The 17,891-nt window shown below is 62.7% G+C and carries 14 protein-coding genes and 2 tRNA genes; 6 read left to right on the forward strand and 10 right to left on the reverse strand.

Annotated features, from left to right (window positions below):
- The first annotated feature begins 125 nt into the window (after positions 1–125).
- Entirely contained in the window at positions 126–1,286 is a 1,161-nt protein-coding gene (locus AC5STB_RS14015; protein ID WP_495443426.1) for an acyl-CoA dehydrogenase family protein, read from the forward strand.
- A gap of 1 nt (position 1,287) precedes the next feature.
- The gene (locus tag AC5STB_RS14020; protein ID WP_495443427.1) at positions 1,288–2,901 is read left to right on the forward strand and encodes an AMP-binding protein; all 1,614 of its coding nucleotides are present in this window, start codon (positions 1,288–1,290) and stop codon (positions 2,899–2,901) included.
- A 141-nt stretch (positions 2,902–3,042) separates the two neighbouring features.
- Here the strand turns inward: AC5STB_RS14020 and AC5STB_RS14025 are convergent.
- Together AC5STB_RS14025 and AC5STB_RS14030 are read right to left on the reverse strand one after the other, a co-directional pair.
- Positions 3,043–3,116, reverse strand: a tRNA-Cys gene (locus AC5STB_RS14025).
- Between the two features lie 105 nt (positions 3,117–3,221).
- The gene (locus AC5STB_RS14030; protein WP_495443428.1) at positions 3,222–3,935 is read right to left on the reverse strand and encodes a CbiX/SirB N-terminal domain-containing protein; all 714 of its coding nucleotides are present in this window, start codon (positions 3,933–3,935) and stop codon (positions 3,222–3,224) included.
- A gap of 172 nt (positions 3,936–4,107) precedes the next feature.
- Here AC5STB_RS14030 and AC5STB_RS14035 point away from each other — a divergent pair.
- The 4 genes from AC5STB_RS14035 to AC5STB_RS14050 all read left to right on the forward strand — a co-directional run bounded on the left by AC5STB_RS14035 (position 4,108) and on the right by AC5STB_RS14050 (position 9,314).
- A tRNA-Gly gene (locus AC5STB_RS14035) sits at positions 4,108–4,181 on the forward strand.
- Between the two features lie 165 nt (positions 4,182–4,346).
- Positions 4,347–6,146: an ABC transporter transmembrane domain-containing protein gene (locus AC5STB_RS14040; protein WP_495443429.1), complete on the forward strand. Its 1,800-nt coding sequence runs from the start codon at positions 4,347–4,349 to the stop codon at positions 6,144–6,146.
- A 232-nt stretch (positions 6,147–6,378) separates the two neighbouring features.
- Entirely contained in the window at positions 6,379–8,268 is a 1,890-nt protein-coding gene (locus AC5STB_RS14045; RefSeq protein ID WP_495443430.1) for an acyl-CoA synthetase, read from the forward strand.
- 119 nt (positions 8,269–8,387) lie between these two features.
- Entirely contained in the window at positions 8,388–9,314 is a 927-nt protein-coding gene (locus AC5STB_RS14050) for an alpha/beta hydrolase (protein WP_495443431.1), read from the forward strand.
- A 6-nt stretch (positions 9,315–9,320) separates the two neighbouring features.
- Here the strand turns inward: AC5STB_RS14050 and AC5STB_RS14055 are convergent, their stop codons facing one another.
- The 8 genes from AC5STB_RS14055 to AC5STB_RS14090 all read right to left on the reverse strand — a co-directional run bounded on the left by AC5STB_RS14055 (position 9,321) and on the right by AC5STB_RS14090 (position 17,599).
- Entirely contained in the window at positions 9,321–9,878 is a 558-nt protein-coding gene (locus tag AC5STB_RS14055; protein WP_495443432.1) for a DUF4453 domain-containing protein, read from the reverse strand.
- 65 nt (positions 9,879–9,943) lie between these two features.
- Entirely contained in the window at positions 9,944–10,780 is an 837-nt protein-coding gene (locus tag AC5STB_RS14060; protein WP_495443433.1) for an alkaline phosphatase family protein, read from the reverse strand.
- A 143-nt stretch (positions 10,781–10,923) separates the two neighbouring features.
- Positions 10,924–11,748 carry a DUF2182 domain-containing protein gene (locus AC5STB_RS14065; RefSeq protein WP_495443434.1) on the reverse strand — a complete coding sequence of 275 codons (825 nt, stop codon included), beginning with the start codon at positions 11,746–11,748 and terminating at the stop codon, positions 10,924–10,926.
- 6 nt (positions 11,749–11,754) lie between these two features.
- On the reverse strand, positions 11,755–12,396 hold the full coding sequence (locus tag AC5STB_RS14070) for a DUF1326 domain-containing protein (protein WP_495443435.1): 642 nt from the start codon (positions 12,394–12,396) through the stop codon (positions 11,755–11,757).
- A 215-nt stretch (positions 12,397–12,611) separates the two neighbouring features.
- Complete coding sequence (locus AC5STB_RS14075) at positions 12,612–14,249, reverse strand: ABC transporter ATP-binding protein (protein ID WP_495443436.1); 1,638 nt, start codon at positions 14,247–14,249, stop codon at positions 12,612–12,614.
- Positions 14,246–15,061 carry an ABC transporter permease gene (locus AC5STB_RS14080; RefSeq protein WP_495443437.1) on the reverse strand — a complete coding sequence of 272 codons (816 nt, stop codon included), beginning with the start codon at positions 15,059–15,061 and terminating at the stop codon, positions 14,246–14,248. The genes AC5STB_RS14075 and AC5STB_RS14080 overlap by 4 nt, the downstream gene beginning before the upstream one ends.
- A complete protein-coding gene (locus AC5STB_RS14085) occupies positions 15,058–16,014 on the reverse strand; it encodes an ABC transporter permease (RefSeq protein ID WP_495443438.1) in 957 nt (318 codons plus the stop codon). Before AC5STB_RS14085 ends, AC5STB_RS14080 begins: the two co-directional genes overlap by 4 nt.
- 1 nt (position 16,015) lies before the next feature.
- Positions 16,016–17,599: an ABC transporter substrate-binding protein gene (locus tag AC5STB_RS14090; RefSeq protein ID WP_495443439.1), complete on the reverse strand. Its 1,584-nt coding sequence runs from the start codon at positions 17,597–17,599 to the stop codon at positions 16,016–16,018.
- Between the last annotated feature and the right edge of the window lie 292 nt (positions 17,600–17,891).

Below are 17,891 nucleotides of genomic sequence, written 5' to 3' on the forward strand. Positions count from 1 at the left end.
GGTGTGAAACCACTGGAGCCCGCGCCGGAGGAGGGCGCGGGAGCCCCCCCTCTCGGCGGCAAAGCCGCCTGCCGGGCAGCGGGACGGGAGTATTTTGGGAAAGATGAAACTGGGAGGGCCGCGCGATGGCGGACAGGACGTTTCTGAACTGGCCGTTTTTCGAGGACCGGCACCGGAAGCTGGCCGAAGAACTGGAAGCTTGGGCCGGGGCGCATCTGGCAGGGATTGATCATTCGGATACCGATGCTGCCTGCCGGGCGCTGGTCACAGCCCTGGGTGAGGGCGGCTGGACGCAGCATTCCGGTGCCATGGCGGGCGAGCAGCTGGACGTGCGCACGCTGTGCCTGATCCGCGAAACACTGGCGCGCCATGACGGGCTGGCGGATTTTGCCTTTGCCATGCAGGGGCTGGGCACCGGGGCGATCTCGCTGTTTGGCACTGAGGCACAGCAACAGGAGTGGCTGCCGCTGACGCGGGTGGGCAAGGCGATCTCGGCCTTTGCTCTGACTGAGCCGCAATCCGGGTCGGATGTGGCAAACTCCACCATGACTGCCACGCTGGACGGCGATGAATATGTTCTGAATGGCGAGAAAACCTGGATCTCCAATGGCGGGATTGCCGATGTTTATACGCTGTTTGCCAGAACTGGCGAGGCGCCGGGCGCCAAGGGGCTGAGTGCTTTTGTTGTGCCAGCCGGCCTTCCCGGGTTCGAGGTGGCAGAGCGGCTGGAAACCATCGCGCCGCATCCATTGGCGACGCTGCGGTTCACAGATTGCCGGATCCCGAAATCCGCATTGCTGGGGCAGTCGGGCGCGGGCTTCAAAATCGCGATGTCGGTGCTGGATGTGTTCCGCTCCACCGTGGCTGCCGCCGCCCTGGGCTTTGCCCGCCGAGCGTTGGATGAGTCGCTGGCGCGGGTGACAGAGCGGCAGGTGCAGGGCGCGCGGCTGTTTGATCTGCAGATGGTACAGGGCCATATCGCGGATATGGCCCTGGATGTGGATGCCGCGGCACTGCTGGTCTACCGCGCAGCCTGGGCCAAGGATGCGGGCGCCGCCCGGGTCACCCGCGAGGCGGCAATGGCCAAGCTGTTTTCCACCGATCAGGCACAGCAGGTCATCGACAAGGCAGTGCAGCTGCACGGCGGCGACGGCGTGCGCCGGGGCCAGAAGGTGGAGGAGCTCTACCGCGATATCCGGGCCTTGCGCATCTACGAGGGTGCTTCGGACGTGCAGCGGGTGGTGATCGCGCGCCAGGCGCTGGGCGCCTTTCAGGGAGGGAACTGAGATGCTGGGACCAACCGCGCATGTGGACACCTTTGCCCGGGACAACCTGCCGCCGCAGGACCAGTGGCCGGAGTTCCTGCTGGAGGGGTTTGACTACCCTGAGTACCTGAACGCCGCGGTCGAGCTGACCGACGCGATGGTCGAGAAGGGCTTTGGCGACCATACCGCCCTGATCGGCAACGGCCGTTACCGCACCTATAAGGAGCTGGCCGACTGGACCAACCGGCTGGCGCATGTTCTGAGCGAGGACCTGGGCGTGAAGCCCGGCAACCGGGTGCTGATCCGGTCTGCCAATAACCCGGCGATGGTGGCCTGCTGGCTGGCGGCGACCAAGGCGGGCGCCGTGGTTGTCAACACCATGCCGCTGTTGCGCAAGGGGGAACTGGCCAAGATCGTCGACAAGGCTGAGGTCTCCCACGCGCTGTGCGACACAAGGCTGAAGGATGAGTTGGTTGCCTGCGCCAAGGAGTCGACGTTCCTGAAAACCGTGGTGGGTTTTGATGGCACCTCCAACCACGATGCGGAGCTGGACCGGCTGGCGCTGGAAAAACCGGTTGCCTATGAGGCGGTGAAGACGGGCCGCGATGATGTGGCGCTCTTGGGGTTCACCTCCGGCACCACCGGATCGCCCAAGGCGACGATGCACTTCCACCGCGATTTGCTGATCATCGCCGACGGCTATGCGCGCGAAGTGCTGGATGTGCAGCCGGAGGATGTGTTTGTCGGCTCGCCGCCGCTGGCCTTCACCTTTGGCCTGGGCGGGCTGGCAATCTTCCCCCTGCGCTTTGGCGCTGCGGCGACGCTGTTGGAGAATGCTTCACCGCCGAACCTCATCGAGATCATCGAGAAATACAAGGCCACCGTCTGCTTTACCGCGCCTACTGCCTACCGCGTCATGCTGCGGGCGATGGAGGAGGGGGCTGATCTGTCCTCGTTGCGGGCGGCGGTCTCGGCCGGGGAAACCCTGCCTGCACCGGTGTATGAGGAGTGGATGGACAAGACCGGCAAGCCGATGCTGGACGGGATCGGCGCAACGGAGCTGCTGCATATCTTCATCACCAACCGGTTCAGCGATCACCGCCCGGCTTGCACCGGCAAGCCGGTGGGGGGCTATCAGGTGAAGGTTCTGGACGCCGATGGCAACGAAGCGCCCCGCGGCGAGGCCGGGCGGCTGGCAGTCAAGGGTCCGACCGGCTGCCGCTATCTGGCGGATGAGCGGCAGGCGGATTACGTGCGGGACGGCTGGAACATCACCGGCGACAGTTTCATCCGGGACAAGGATGGCTATTTGCACTTTGCCGCCCGCAATGACGACATGATCGTCTCCTCGGGTTACAACATTGCGGGCCCGGAGGTGGAGGCCGCACTGCTGGCGCATGAGGCGGTGGCGGAATGCGCGGTGATCGGCGTGGCGGACGAGGCGCGCGGCGAGATCGTGCAGGCGCATGTGGTTCTGGCTGAGGGCCAGGTGCCGTCAGACACGCTGGTCAAGCTGCTGCAGGACCATGTGAAGGACACCATTGCCCCCTACAAGTATCCGCGGTCCATGGTCTTCACCGGGGCATTGCCGAAAACCGAGACTGGCAAGATCCAGCGCTTCAAGCTGAAGGGGTAATCTTTCAGGCTGACGGAGACAGGAACACGCTGGCGGCTGCATGGCCGCCAGGCTGCGGGTGCTGTGCTGATGGACCTGAAGCACCTGCCGCCGCGGTATCGTTAAGCGTCTGACTGGACCCGGATTTCCTGACGAAGAGGATGGAGGCGAGTACCGGAATCGAACCGGTGTACACGGATTTGCAATCCGCTGCGTCACCACTCCGCCAACTCGCCATCCGTGGTGTAAGCCGTGATTAATCACATGCCCGGCGCCGGTGCAAGAGGCCATTTGCCTCCGCCAGGGCCAAAATTTGCTTTTCTTTCCGCCGTGTCGGACTCTCAGCCGGCGGCGTACCCGTCAAGGCTGGCGGCGAGGATGCCTTTGGCGATCAGCGCCGGGACGCCCGGCAGGGCACCGGCCACCGGCAGTACGGTGCCGCCAAATCCAGCGGCTTCCAGCGCGTCCGGAAGATCCTGTTTCACATGGTCGCCGGCCTGGGCAAAGAAGGGCAGGCAGAGGGACTGTGCAGGCATAGGTTTGGCGGCCGCAGCAATACGGGGGTCCTGCTCAACGTAGCCCAGCGTCAGGCTGCAGCCTGGCAGCAGGGGGCTGAGGCTGGTGGCAAAGGCCTCAGCCGCTTCTGCGGCCCGCGGGCCGCGGGCTGAGCCGTGGGCGGCCAGCATTAGATGAGTTTCGTGCAAGGCCCAGCCCTTGGCGCCGGACACCTGGCGCACAGCAGCGGCGGCCAGGGCGGGCAGGCCTGCGTCAAGACCGAACGGCGCGGCCATCCGGCAGGGGCGGCCCTGCAGGCGGGCAGGCAGCGCCTTGCTGGTGAAATAGCCGCGCGACATAAAAACCGGATAGACCACGGCACCGTCTTCCATCACCCCCTCCAGCCGGTGCGGCGCTGCGAGGGTGGCGGAGCGGACATCCCAGCCGGGGAGATGCGCGGCCACGGCTGCTGCTGTGGCAGCCAGGTCCGCCTCAGCGGGGCCAGGGGCAGAGGGCTGGCCATGCGCAGTGATGACGGCGGTTTGCAAACTATGTGTCACGGCGGTTTTCCGGAATTCTGAACGCGGGCGGGCTAGCGGATTAGCCCGTTATTTGGGGGGCTTGCCGGGGCTTCCGCAAGGGGCGCGGTGAATTTTCCGCCACTTCAAACCTTTACGAAAACAAGTTGGTTGACCTTCCCCGGCGGTTCACATAAATCAGCAAATGTCCTGAGCGGGTATGGTGAAATGGTATCATAAGAGCCTTCCAAGCTTAAGGTGCGGGTTCGATTCCCGCTACCCGCTCCAGACCTTCCCAACCAGCCGGACTGATACGCTCTGACGCAGGGCAAAGCTGTTTTCAGATGCTTTTTGAAACTGCTCAGCGCTTGACGCGCAGGGGCTGCAGGGCCATGAACCTTGGCGAAGGCGCGGGCGGCTGCCCCGCCAGGCCAAAGTGCAGAAGGATCCGGAATGGCGCGGAATAATGCGGCCCCCAATGCGGAGCAAGAGCGGGAGAAGTCCCGCAAGATCGGTGTGCTGTCGGCCCTGTGGCCGTTCATGCGGCCTTACCGCCTCTTGATGCTGGCTGCGACCTGCGCGCTGGTGCTGACGGCGGCGCTGTCGCTGACCCTGCCGCTGGCGGTGCGCCGGGTGGTGGATAACTTCAGGATTTCTGATTCCGAGCTGCTGAACCTCTACTTCAGCGCGGCCCTTGTGATCGCAGCGCTGCTGGCTGCGGGCACTGGTGTTCGCTATGCGCTGGTGACGCGGCTGGGTGAACGGGTGGTGGCCGATATCCGCAAAGCGGTGTTCGACCGGGTGATCGGCATGAGCCCGGAGTTTTATGAGCGCGTTATGACCGGTGAGGTGCTGAGCCGGATCACCACCGACACCACGCTGATTCAGTCGGTGCTGGGCTCGTCCGTGTCAATTGCGCTGCGCAACTTGCTGATTTTCCTGGGCGGCATGGTGCTGATGCTGCTGACCTCAGCCAAGCTGACGATGATGGTGCTGCTGATCGTGCCGGCGGTGATCGTGCCGATCCTGGTGCTGGGACGCCGCCTGCGTGCCATCAGCAAGGAGAATCAGGACTGGATTGCGGCTTCCTCCGGCAATGCGGGCGAGGCGCTGGGGGCGGTGCAGACGGTGCAGGCCTTTACCCACGAGCGCGCCAGCCGACAGAAGTTTTCCGAGCTGACGGAAACGTCCTATGAGGTTTCGCGCCGGCGTATCCAGACGCGGGCTTACCTGACTGTGATCGTGATTTTCCTGGTGTTTTCCGGTATCGTGGGCGTTTTGTGGATGGGTGCCAATGATGTGCGCGCGGGCATCATGTCCGAGGGCACGCTGATCCAGTTCGTGATCTATGCGGTGCTGGTGGCGGGATCGGTCGCGGCGCTGTCGGAGATCTGGAGCGAGTTGCAGCGGGCCGCCGGGGCAACGGAACGTCTGGTGGAGCTGTTGAACGCGGAGGATACCGTGTTGGACCCGGTTGCGGCGCAGGTGCTGCCGGCACCAGTCAGGGGGGAGATCGCGTTTGACAATGTGTCCTTCCGCTATCCTTCGCGCCCGGATGTTTCAGCGCTGGAAGAGGTGTCGCTGACGGTGAAGCCCGGTGAAACAGTGGCATTTGTCGGCCCCTCCGGTGCGGGCAAGACCACCATCATCCAGATGCTGCAGCGGTTCTATGACCCCAATCAAGGCGCGGTAAAGCTGGACGGTGTGGCGCTGACGCAGCTTCAGCGGGATGAATTCCGCCGCCATATCGCGCTGGTGCCGCAGGATCCGGTGATCTTTGCCGCTTCGGCGCGCGAGAACATCCGGTTTGGCCGCCCAGGGGCCACGGATGCCGAGGTTGAGGCCGCCGCTGCGGCTGCGGCGGCACATGACTTCATCTCGAAATTGCCGGAAGGCTATGACAGCTTTGTCGGCGAAAGGGGGGTGATGCTGTCGGGCGGGCAGAAGCAGCGGATCGCCATTGCCCGCGCCATCCTGCGCGATGCGCCGGTGCTGCTGCTGGATGAGGCGACCTCGGCGCTGGATGCCGAAAGCGAACGCCTGGTACAGGCCGCGGTGGATGAGTTGAGCCAGGGCCGCACCACGCTGATTGTGGCGCACAGGCTGGCAACGGTGAAAAAGGCCGACCGGATTGTGGTGATGGATCAGGGCCGGATCGTTGCCACCGGCACCCATGATGAACTGGTCGGGCAGGGCGGGCTTTATGCACGCCTGGCCAAGCTGCAGTTCACCGAAGGGCTGGCGGCGGAATAAGCGCCAGGCAGCGTGACAGAGCAGGCGCCCCGGACCCGTTCCGGGGCGTTTTTTGTTGAAAACCAGCAAAGGCGGGTAAATGGCGCTACGTCACGGCCAAAGCTGCCTTGGCGTGACCCTGCCCCGGCGCTTGCGCAAATGCGCGATTGCAATAGTCTGGGCAAAAAAGAGGAACACACTCCGTACACCGGCCCTACACCGGCCGTGCACCGGAGGAACGGGGAGGAGATTAATGGGTTTTTCCGGAATCGCGGACCGCGACGCGCTGCAGAATGAACTGCCGTATGAAGCGCGGGATCTGCCGGACACTTTGTATGAGATGTTGTCGCGCACTGCGGACAAGTACCCAAACAGCAAGGCGGTCAGCTATCAGATATTCTCTGGCGCCAGCGACAAGGCAGAGACGCTGACCTGGAGCACGTTGAAGGAGCAGGTGTGCCAGGCGGCAAACATGTTCCGCGCGCTGGGGATCGGCGAAAAGGACGTGGTGGCCTATGTGCTGCCCAATTGCACCGAGACCCTGGTCACCGTTCTGGGCGGCGCGGTCGCGGGGATTGTGAACCCGATCAACCCGCTGCTGGAACCGGAGCAGATTGCGTCGATCCTGCGGGAGACCAAGGCCAAGGTGGTGGTGACCCTGCGGCCCTTCCCCAAAACGGATGTGGCGCAGAAGGTGGCGGAGGCGGTGCGCCATGCGCCGGGCGTGAACACGGTGCTGGAGGTGGATCTGAACCGCTATCTGACGCCGCCCAAGTCCTGGATTGTTCCGCTGGTGCGGCCCAAGATGGACGCACGTCCCAGCCATGCGGATTACCTGAGCTTTTCCAAAGAGATGGCGAAGCATCCTAAGACGCTGAGCTTTGCCGACAGCGTGGGCGACCGGGTGGCGTGCTATTTCCACACCGGCGGCACAACCGGCATGCCAAAAGTGGCGCAGCACAAGTATTCCGGCTTGGTCTACAATGGCTGGTTGGGCAGCACGCTCTTGTTCACCGAAGAGGACAACATCATCTGTCCGCTGCCGCTGTTCCATGTTTTTGCGGTGCATGTGATCATGATGGCGGCGGTGGCTTCTGGCGCGCATGTGGTGTTCCCGACGCCGCAGGGCTATCGCGGCGAGGGCGTATTCGACAACTTCTGGAAGCTGATCGAGCGCTGGAAGATCACCTTTATCATCACCGTGCCCACGGCAGTTTCGGCGCTGATGCAACGGCCGGTGGATGCGGATATCTCAACCGTGAAAACCGCGTTTTCCGGCTCGGCGCCGATGCCGATGGAGCTGTTCAAGCGGTTCGAGAGTGCGTCCGGCGTCACCATCGTCGAGGGCTACGGCCTGACTGAGGCGACCTGTCTGGTTTCCTGCAATCCCCCGGGCGGCGAAAAAAAGGTTGGATCGGTCGGCATCCCGCTGCCCTATACCGATGTGCGGATCGTCAAGCAGACCAATGACGGGGCGCTGGAATGCGGGCGCGACGAAGTGGGGGAGATCTGCGTGTCGAACCCTGGGGTCTTTGCCGGCAATACCTATACCGAGACGGAAAAGAACGTGGATCTCTACTATCAGGAGAAGTATCTGCGCACCGGCGATCTGGGGCGGATCGACGAGGACGGCTACCTGTGGATCACCGGCCGTGCCAAGGACCTGATCATCCGCGGCGGCCACAACATCGACCCGGCAGAGATCGAAGAAGCACTGCTGGGCCATGATGCGGTGGCCTTTGCCGGTGCCATCGGCCAGCCGGACGCCCATTCCGGCGAGCTGCCCTGCGCCTTTGTCGAACTGGTGGACGGTGCCACAGTCAGCGAGGCGGAGCTGCTGGAATACTGCAAGGTGCATGTGCACGAGCGGGCGGCGATTCCCAAGCATCTGACAGTGCTGGAGGAACTTCCGAAAACCGCGGTGGGCAAGGTGTTCAAGCCCGATCTCCGCAAGATGGCCATCACCCGCGTCTACAACGGCGCCCTGGAACAGGCCGGGGTGGCTGCGCGTGTTGTCAGCGTGATTGATGACAAAAAGCGCGGGCTGGTGGCGCAGGTTGCCGCCAATGGCAGCACGGAGGCGGATATCGGCGGTGTGCTGAACAACTTTATCCGCCCCTGGGAAGCTGCCGCGGCAGCGTGACCCCGCCGCATGGCGTGGAAAATAAAGCGCCCTGCGGGGCGCTTTTTCTTTCAGGCATTCCATTTGCGGGAAACTCTGCCTAGGCTCGCAGGACAACCAGCGTGCAGGGAGGCTCGCAGATGGATTATGAACGGCTAATCGACGAGGAGACCTGGGACTTCATCCAGAAGACCGGAGAGCTTTATCCCGATGACGCCGTTGACATGAGCATCGAGGAGCAGCGCCGCATTTACAATTCGATGGCTTTGGAGTTCCGGGGGCCGCGGCCGGATGTGGTGTCGGTCGAGGACCTGTCGGCCAATGGCGTGCCGGTGCGTGTCTACTCCGCGGGCGATCCGACCCGCACCGTGCTGTTCTGCCACGGCGGCGGCTTTGTCGTCGGCGGGCTGGACAGCCACGACGATGTCTGCGCGGAGATCTGCGTCCAGACCGGCTATAGGGTGGTGGCGGTGGATTACCGGCTTGCACCGGAGCACAAGCACCCCGCCGCCTTTGAGGACGCCTGGGTGGTACTGGGCTGGGTGGAGGCCGGTTACGGCAAGGGCATTGTCCTGGTGGGCGACAGCGCCGGTGCCAATCTTTGCGCCGCTGTGGCGCATTATGCACGCGGCCGCTGCGATTCCATTCTGGGCCAAGTGCTGATCTACGGCGTTTTTGGCGGCGACATGACACAGGGGTCATATATCGAACACGCGCAAGCGCCGATGCTGACCAGTGTTGATGTGCGGTACTATACCGAGATCCGCACCGAGGGGCCGCCGCCGATGGCGGATCCGCTGTTTGCGCCGCTGTCGGACAGCGATTTTTCCAATCTTCCGCCGACTGTGCTGGTGACGGCGGATTGCGATCCCGTCCGCGATGACTCGCGCGAGTACCGCGACCGCATCCTGGCGGATGGGGGCAAAGCGTACTGGCTCAACGAGCCCGGCCTGATCCACGGCTATCTGCGCGCGCGCCACACCGTGGGCCGGGCGCGGGACAGTTTTGAGCGGATTTCGGTCGCCATTGAGGCACTGGGGCAGGGGATCTGGCCCTACGACGAGTAGCGCTGTCTACCCGGCAAAGTCCCGGCACTGCTCCTGATACCGCGATGTGTCCAGCCATCCGCCGCTGGTAACCCGCCAGTCCGGGCCGGAGGTCGTGACATAGGTCCAGCTGCCCACCGGGATGTGGGAGAATTTCACATAGTCGCCCGGACTGATCTGACCGATCAGGGGGGCATCCGGCCTGTGCCCCGCCCGCAGCCTTAGGACCGGACCCAGCCAGCCCAGGCAAGCGCCTTCGAACTCATCCCGGACTGGCAGATCCCACAGCTGGTAGCGCAGGAACAGATCATCAAGATCCAGGTAGGTCTGCTTGTTGTTGACCCGGCAGCCAAAGCGGGTTTCCATCTGCTTGATCTCAGCGACCAGGCGCTTGGCCTGCGGCGGCAGGGAGACCGATTTGCCGATGCAGCCGCTGTTGTTGAACACCGCCTGGCCCAGGGGCGAGCCGAAACAGTATCCTGCGCGGTCAATCACTGCGTTCCGGGTGAACCACAGGTCGTGGCAGGCATCGCTGGCGAACGCCGGAGCGGCGAGCAGCGAAAACAGGGCAACAAGGGATTTCATGGCAAATTCCTGACATCTGAAACCGGCGGCTGAGTGCATACTAGCACACTGCCGCCGGTTTCAGGTCATTTCAGGAACGGCTCTGCCTTCATGGTTGCGGCAATCGGCGCGCCCAGCCGGTTGAGGATAGTGGGGGCCAGCTGGCACTGGTCGATCACCTCGCCATGATCGGGGCCGTCAGCCTCGCCGAAGTAATACAGCGCAGTTTCCTGCTGCAACGGGCTGCGGCCGCCGTGGTGGCCGCGCTCGTCCTGGCCGTGGTCGGCGGTGACGATCACCTCATAACCCAAATCGCGCCAGCGGGTGATGAAGGGGGCCAGCATCTCGTCCATCACGAAACAGGCGTGGTCCATTTCCTGGCAGTCGTGGAAATACCGGTGGCCCATGCTGTCCAGCGTGCAGGTGTGCAGCATGCCGTAGTCGAGGCCGAAGCGCAGACAGAGGTTGGTCAGGGTGCCGAAAAGATCGACGTCCGACGGGGTCATCTGGTTGTCCTTGCCGTAGCCGGTCATGGTGTGGAACCGGCCATGGTTGATTGTCTTGCTTTCCGGCTCGTCATATTCGATATCGCGCACGTAATCGAACGGGTGGCGGTTGAAGAAAGACGACCAGTAGCTGTGCGCCACAGCACCAGTCACGCCGCCGGCCTCGCGGACCTGGCTGAATACATCCTTTTCCTTCAGGCGGAACACATTGGCATTGCCGGTGCAGCCATGGATGGCAGGGGCCACGCCAGTGTGGATCGAAGCATAGCAGCTGGCGGAGATCGACGGCAGAACGCTGCGCAGTTTCCAGACGCGGGCATCGCCGCTGTCGATCCAGCCTTCTAGGTTGCCGAACAGGCGGCGGAAATTGCGCCAAGGCACGCCGTCCAGAATGATAAGGAGGAGTTTGTTGTCCATATGCCGAATCCCTTTGCCTTGCGGTGGCTTTGGGAGGGTATCTTTGCGCCTGTTTCTTGAATTGCCATTCAAAAAACGGCGAACCGGATGGAAACCGGCACTTTCACGGCAGCGTTGCGGATTTGCCGGCACATGCTGCGGCCTCAGAACGCGGTCAAAAGCACGTAGCTGCCCGCTGCAAGGAGCAGAACCCCGGATATTGAGGCAAAGAGCCTTGGGTGGGGAAAGGTCTTTTCGGCCAGTACAAACAGCGCCAGCCCGGCGATCCAGTAGAGGTTCATGATCCCGCCGGCAAACAGCAGGAGCATCAAGGCCCAGCAGCAGCCAAGACAGTATGTTCCATGGTGGGCGCCCATCAGTACAGCACCATCCAAGCCTGTGCGGTTATGCGCGGTCAGAAATTGCACCGGCATACGGCAGTGGGTTAGGCAGGCGTGCTTGCAGGGGGTAAGCTGATAGGCGCCCGCCGCCAGCAGGACCGCACCGCAGAGGGCACGGCTGCTAAGCGACATCATTGGGCCGTTTGACAGGCCCGTTGTTTCCAGCCGCCACTGCAGCGTAGTGGCGATTGCAGAAAAGAAAGCCCAGACGAGCAGGTAGCCGCTTAGGAACAGCAAGCTGAGAAGCGGCGCTCTGCCGGGCGCGGCCCCGGCCTTCTTGATGGCGGTGAACAGCAGCAGCACCGGGGCTGCGCTGGGGGTCATCATGGCGATCATCATTACCCACCACATCAGGAAGACCAGAACCGCATAGCCAGGGGACCAGGCCGTTCCCGTTCCCATCGCCATGGGATCTCCGATCGGGCGGGCCATACGGGTCATTTCAACCGCGGTCATGTCCATGCCAACGCCCAGAACAGTGTACAGCCCGCTGAGCAGCACGACAAAGCCAATAGCTCCCAGGACCACCGCGCGGTCGTTGCGGGCCAGGCGTTCGGCTGTGCCGTTTATGTGCTGCACCTGGGCCATGGCAGGTCAGGCCGCGCGCTCGACGCCTTTGCCGGTGAGGTGCAGCTCGGCGACATGGGCGTGGGTACCGTTGTTCTTGTCCAGGGGGATGGCGGACCCGGGAGTCCGGGTCGTGCCCTGGCACACGGAGGCCTCGGAGTATTCGAAGCCGTTCGGCAGCTTGATCTGCACGGAATGCGGCGCTCCGGACACGATGTGCGCAATCGGCTCGACTTTGGTTTCGCCTATGCTGCCTGCCTTGCCATGGCCAATCCCGGTTTCTGCGTCGTAACTCAGCGAAACCGGAGCGCTGAGCGTTTCGTGCCTGGTTGTGCACATGGCGTTGAAGACGAAGAACATGGTTGCAAATTCTTCGGTGTCCTGGCCGGTCATAATTGCTTCGAGGGCTGCTTTTTGATCAGCCGTGGCGCCTTCGTCGATGATGATCTGCATCTCGCCGTTACCCTCGTGGATCGGGCCTGGCCATTTGTAGATTGCAGCTGCCAGCAGACCGTCCAGTACGGTATCCCCATAGTGGCCTTTGTCGATGCGGAATGTCAGCATTGCTTCGCAGGTGCCGTCATTGGGCAGCTGGGAGAATTGGCAAGGGCAGCCGGGGACGCAGTTGCAATTGGCTATTTCAAAGCCGTGAATAGCCCAGTCTGTCATGGCGGGTCCTTCCCGTTACCGAGGTCAAAACAATGCTGCCCGGTAAAATCGGTTTGGCTTGCCTCACAGTTCAGCCATGCTCAGTGCTAATCTATTGTTTGCAGCTGGTGCCGCTGCATTCTCCCTGATACCGATAACATAACACAAATCTGCTATCTTTGAAAAGAAAAAGCCCCCGCTGGCGAGCAGCGGGGGCTTTACATCCAAAGGTGGAATCAGTTGCCGGCGCTTTCCATTTTGCGGTGGGCGATCACTTCTTCCAGCCAGCCCAGCTTCATTTCCGGCACGGAGCTGAGCAACAGGTCGGTGTAATCGTCAAACGGCGGGCTCAGCACCTTGGACTTGCCGCCGTAGCGCTGCACCTTGCCCTGATACATCACCGCGATATTGTCGGAGATGGCGCGCACGGTTGCCAGATCGTGGGTGATGAACAGATAGGCCACATCCTCGATCTTCTGCAGATCCAGGAGCAGTTTTAGAATGCCGTCCGCCACCAGCGGGTCGAGCGCAGATGTCACCTCGTCGCAGATAATCATCTTGGGCTTGGCCGCCAGCGAGCGGGCGATGCAGACGCGCTGCTTCTGGCCGCCCGATAGCTCCGCCGGGTAGCGGTCCATGAATTTCTCGCCCAGTTCGATCTCGTCAAGCAGTTCGATGATCCGCTTCTTCTTCTCCGCGCCGCGCATGCCGAAGTAGAATTCCAGCGGGCGCCCGATGATGGTGCCGACGGTCTGGCGCGGGTTCATCGCCACGTCTGCCATCTGGTAGATCATCTGCAGCTCGCGCAGGTCCTCGCGGGTGCGGCCCTTGAGGTCGGGCGATAGAGTGCGGCCGGCAAATTCGATCTCACCCTCGCGCGGCGGCAGGAGGCCGGTGATCACGCGGGCGAGGGTGGATTTACCGGAGCCGGATTCGCCGACCACCGCCAGCGTCTGGCCGGGATACAGATCGACGTTCACATTGTGCAGCACGTCGAACTGGGTGCCCTTGTAGCGTGCGGTGATGTTGCGCACGCTCAGCACCGGCTCCGCGGTGGGGGCCTTCTCCTCATGCTCGATGGAGCGGACCGAGACCAGCGCCTTGGTGTACTCCTCCTGCGGGTTGTTGATGATCTGGTCAACATGGCCGTATTCGACCGTGTTGCCCATCTTCAGCACCATGATGTCGTCGCTCACCTGCGCCACAACCGCCAGGTCGTGGGTGATGTAGAGCGCGGCAACGCCGGTGTCGCGGATCGCTTCCTTGATCGCCATCAGCACGTCGATCTGGGTGGTCACGTCGAGCGCGGTGGTCGGCTCGTCGAACACCACCAGATCCGGCTCCGGGCACAGCGCCAGCGCGGTCATGCAGCGCTGCAGCTGACCGCCAGACACCTGGTGCGGGTAGCGTTCGCCGATATTGTCCGGATCCGGCAGGCCAAGCTTGGCAAACAGTACCCGCGCGCGGGCCTCGGCCTCCTTGCGGGAGAACTTCTTTTGCTCCACCGCGGCCTCGACCACCTGGTCCATGATCTTCTTGGCCGGGTTGAAGGAGGCTGCCGCCGATTGCGACACATAGGTCACCTCGGCGCCGCGCAGTTTGCGGATGTCTTTGTGGCTGCCCTTGAGGACATCGCGGCCGTTGACCCAGACTTCACCACCGGTGATCTTCACGCCGCCGCGGCCATAGGCCATGGACGCCAGCCCGATGGTGGATTTGCCGGCACCGGATTCACCGATCAGTCCCAGGACCTTGCCGGGCGCGAGGTCAAAGCTGACCCCGTGCACGATTTCGATGTCGCGGGGGCGTTCCCCGGGCGGATAGACGGTCGCGCCGATTTTCAGGTCGCGGACTTTCAACAGGGCATCGCTCATCCGCGGCCTCCTTTCAGCGATGTGGTCCGGTTCAGCACCCAGTCTGCGACCAAGTTGACCGAGATCGCCAGGGTGGCGATGGCAAAGGCCGGGATCAGGGCCGCAGGAATGCCGTAGACGATGCCTTCCTTGTTTTCCTTCACGATGCCGCCCCAGTCAGCCTCGGGCGGCTGCACGCCAAGGCCCAGGAAGGACAGGGTGGAGACAAACAGAACCGCGAAGATGAAGCGCAGGCCCATTTCAGCGATCAGCGGGGACAGCGCGTTGGGCAGGATCTCGCGGAAGATGATCCAGGCGGTTTTCTCGCCGCGCAGGCGGGCTGCCTCGACGTAATCCATCACCTCGATATCGACCGCAACGGCCCGGGCCAGACGGTAGACGCGGGTGGCGTCCAAGAGGCCCATCACGATGATCAGCATCGGAATGGTCACCGGCGCAACCGACAGCACAACCAGCGCGAAGATCAGCGTCGGGATCGACATCACCAGGTCGACAAAGCGCGACAGCGCCTGGTCGACCCAACCGCCTATCACCGCGGCAAAGAAGCCGAGGACGGAGCCGAGGGTGAAGGACAGCACGGTTGCAGCCGTGGCGATGAAGATGGTGGTACGGCCGCCGTAGATCATCCGGCTGAGAAGGTCGCGGCCGATGTTGTCGGTGCCCAGCAGATAATCTGCGCTGGAGGGCTCCCACACATCGCCGACGATTTCGCCGACGCCGTAGGGGGCCAGCAGCGGCGCAAAGATGGCGCCGAGGAAGTAGAGGGCAGTGAAGAACAGCCCGATGAGTGCGGAAATGGGGATATTCTTCATTTCGGATGCCTCAGGCGCGGGTTGCTCAGTATGGCGACGATATCGGCGATCATGTTGAGGCCGATATAGACGGCGGCAAAGATCAGGCCGCAGGCCTGCACAACAGGCACGTCACGCTTGGACACATGGTCGACCAGATACTGGCCCATGCCGGGGTAGACAAAGACCACTTCGATCACCACGACGCCGACAACCAGATAAGCGAGGTTCAGCATCACCACGTTGACGATCGGCGCGATCGCGTTGGGGAAGGCGTGGCGGAAGATCACCTGAAAGGCATTGAGGCCCTTCAGCTCGGCGGTTTCGATATAGGCCGACTGCATCACGTTCAGGATCGCGGCGCGGGTCATGCGCATCATGTGCGCCAGCACCACCAGGGTCAGCACCGCAACCGGCAGCGCAATTGCGCCCAGTTTTTCAAAGAGGTTCATGCTGTCGTTGATCATCGCGACCGATGGGAACCAGCGCAGCTTCACCGCGATGAAGTACATCAGCACATAGCCGATGAGGAATTCGGGGATCGAGATCGAGGCCAGAGTGACGGCCGAGATCAGCTTGTCAGGCCAGCGGTCCTTGAAGCGGACGGCAAGCAAGCCCAGGAAAATCGCCAGCGGAACCGCAACCACGGCAGCCCAGAAGGCGAGGAACAGGGTGTTCCAGAAACGGCTGCTGAGAGCCTGGGCAATATCCTGGCCGCTGGTCAGCGCGGTGCCAAGGTCGCCCTGCATGGCGCCGAAGAGCCAGGCAAAATAGCGTTCTAGGGGAGGATCGTTCACGCCCAGCTCAGCCCGCAGGTTGGCCAGTGCCTCCGGTGTTGCCGACTGCCCCAGGATCGATTGGGCAACATCGCCGGGCAGAACGATGGTGCCGGCGAAGATCACGATTGAGATGAGCAGCAAAAGAAGGAGGCTCAGCGCGATGCGCTGAGCCAGGAGTTTTACGATCGGTGACATATTAGGCTTTGACCCACAGCTTGCTGGCTGCATAGCCGTTCATCAGAACCTGGCCCGGGATGCCCTCGACAAAGCCGTCCACGTTGTCGGTGGTCGCCTCAACGAAGTCATTGAACATCGGGCAGATCAGGCCGCCTTCGTCACGCAGGATGGTCGACATGTCGGCATACATCTGCGTCCGCTTGGCCACGTCCAGTTCGCCGCGGGCGGCAACCAGCATCTGGTCGAATTGCTCGTTGTTGAAGCGGGTGTCATTCCAGTCTGCGGTGGACAGGTAGGCGGTGGTGAACATCTGGTCCTGGGTCGGACGGCCGCCCCAGTAGCTGGTGCAGAACGGCTTGGCGTTCCAGACTTCCGACCAGTAACCGTCGTTCGGCTCGCGCTTGACGTCCAGCTTGATGCCGGCGCTGGACAGGGACTGCTGGAACAGTGCCGCCGCGTCCGGTGCGCCCGGGAAGGAGTTGTCCGAGGTGCGCAGCAGGATAGAGCCGTCATGGCCGGCTTTCTTCAGGTGGTGCATCGCCTTGTCCGGGTCGAACTGGCGCTGTTCCAGCTCTGTGTACATCGGATAAGAGGCGTTGATCGGGGTGTCGTTACCCACGGTGCCGTAACCATTCAGGATCTTGTCGACCATTTCCTGCCGGTTCATGCCGTATTTCAACGCCATACGCACGTCGTTGTTGTCGAACGGCGCGGTGTTGCAATGCATGATGAACACATAGTGGCCGGCCGCGGAGGTCGAATGCACGGTGATGTTCGGCGCGCGGTCCACCAGTTTCGCGGTGCGCGGCGGCACCCGGTCGATCACATCCACCTGGCCGGACTGCAGCGCCGCGACGCGGGCAGTGTCGTCGTTGATGACGATGATTTCCACGGTGTCCGCGTTGCCCAGATCGCCCCAGTAGTTCGGGTTCTTCTCGGCCACGAAGCGCACGCCCATGTCGGAGGATTTCATGATATAGGGGCCGGTGCCGATGGCGGCTGCCGGATCGTCGTTGCCGCCGCCCGGCTGGATGATCAGGTGGTAGTCGGCCAGAAGGTAGGGCAGGTCGGCGTTCGGGCTGTCCAGTTCAAAGACAACGCTGTCGCCATCGGCGCGCACGTCCTTGATGCCGCGCATGATGCCCAGGGCGCCGGACTTGGTGTCCTCGCCGCTGTGGCGCTCCATGGTTTTGACCACATCGTCAGCAGTGACGTTCTGGCCGTTGGAGTAGGTCACGCCGGAGCGCAGCTTGAAGGTCCAGGTCTTGGCGTCTGCCGAGGCTTCGTAGCTTTCGGCCAGTTTGCCCTCGATGCCGCCGTCGTCGGCCAGCTCAACCAGGGTTTCACCCCACAGGCGGGTGACCATCAGGCCAACGGTGTTGGTGACCAGCGCCGGGTCCAGGCTGTCGGTGGTTGAGCCGCCCTGCAGGCCGAGACGGATGGTGCCGCCCTTCTGCGGGCCGGCGGCCTTGGCAGCGGTGGACAGCAGCAGGTTGGCGGACACGGCGGTAAAGCCCAGTGCGGCGGCCTTGCCCAGGAAGTCGCGGCGCGACAGTTTTCCTGCCGCGGCCTGGGTGGCCAGATACTGCATATGTCGGTTCATTGAGTTCTCCCGATTGATTACGGCGCTGAGGCACCTGTTTTTTTGATTGACGATTTAAGATTTGCGTATTTACCGCTAACTCGCAAGCCCTATTAGCGCAACACCGGGTAAGCCGCCTGCACAGGCGGGCAGGGCGCGAACAACGGGCGTCGCCTTTTTGGGGAAAGGTGCCGCTTTTGCGTTCTATGTCCTGTGTGAAACAAAAAAACCACTGGAAAGCGACAGGAAATAAAAATGCGGTGGCGTGACGGAAAATTTATGAATCTGCCGCCCGCAAGGAGGTGGCTGGCCC

This window comes from Leisingera sp. CC-HEC093 (assembly GCF_059429195.1).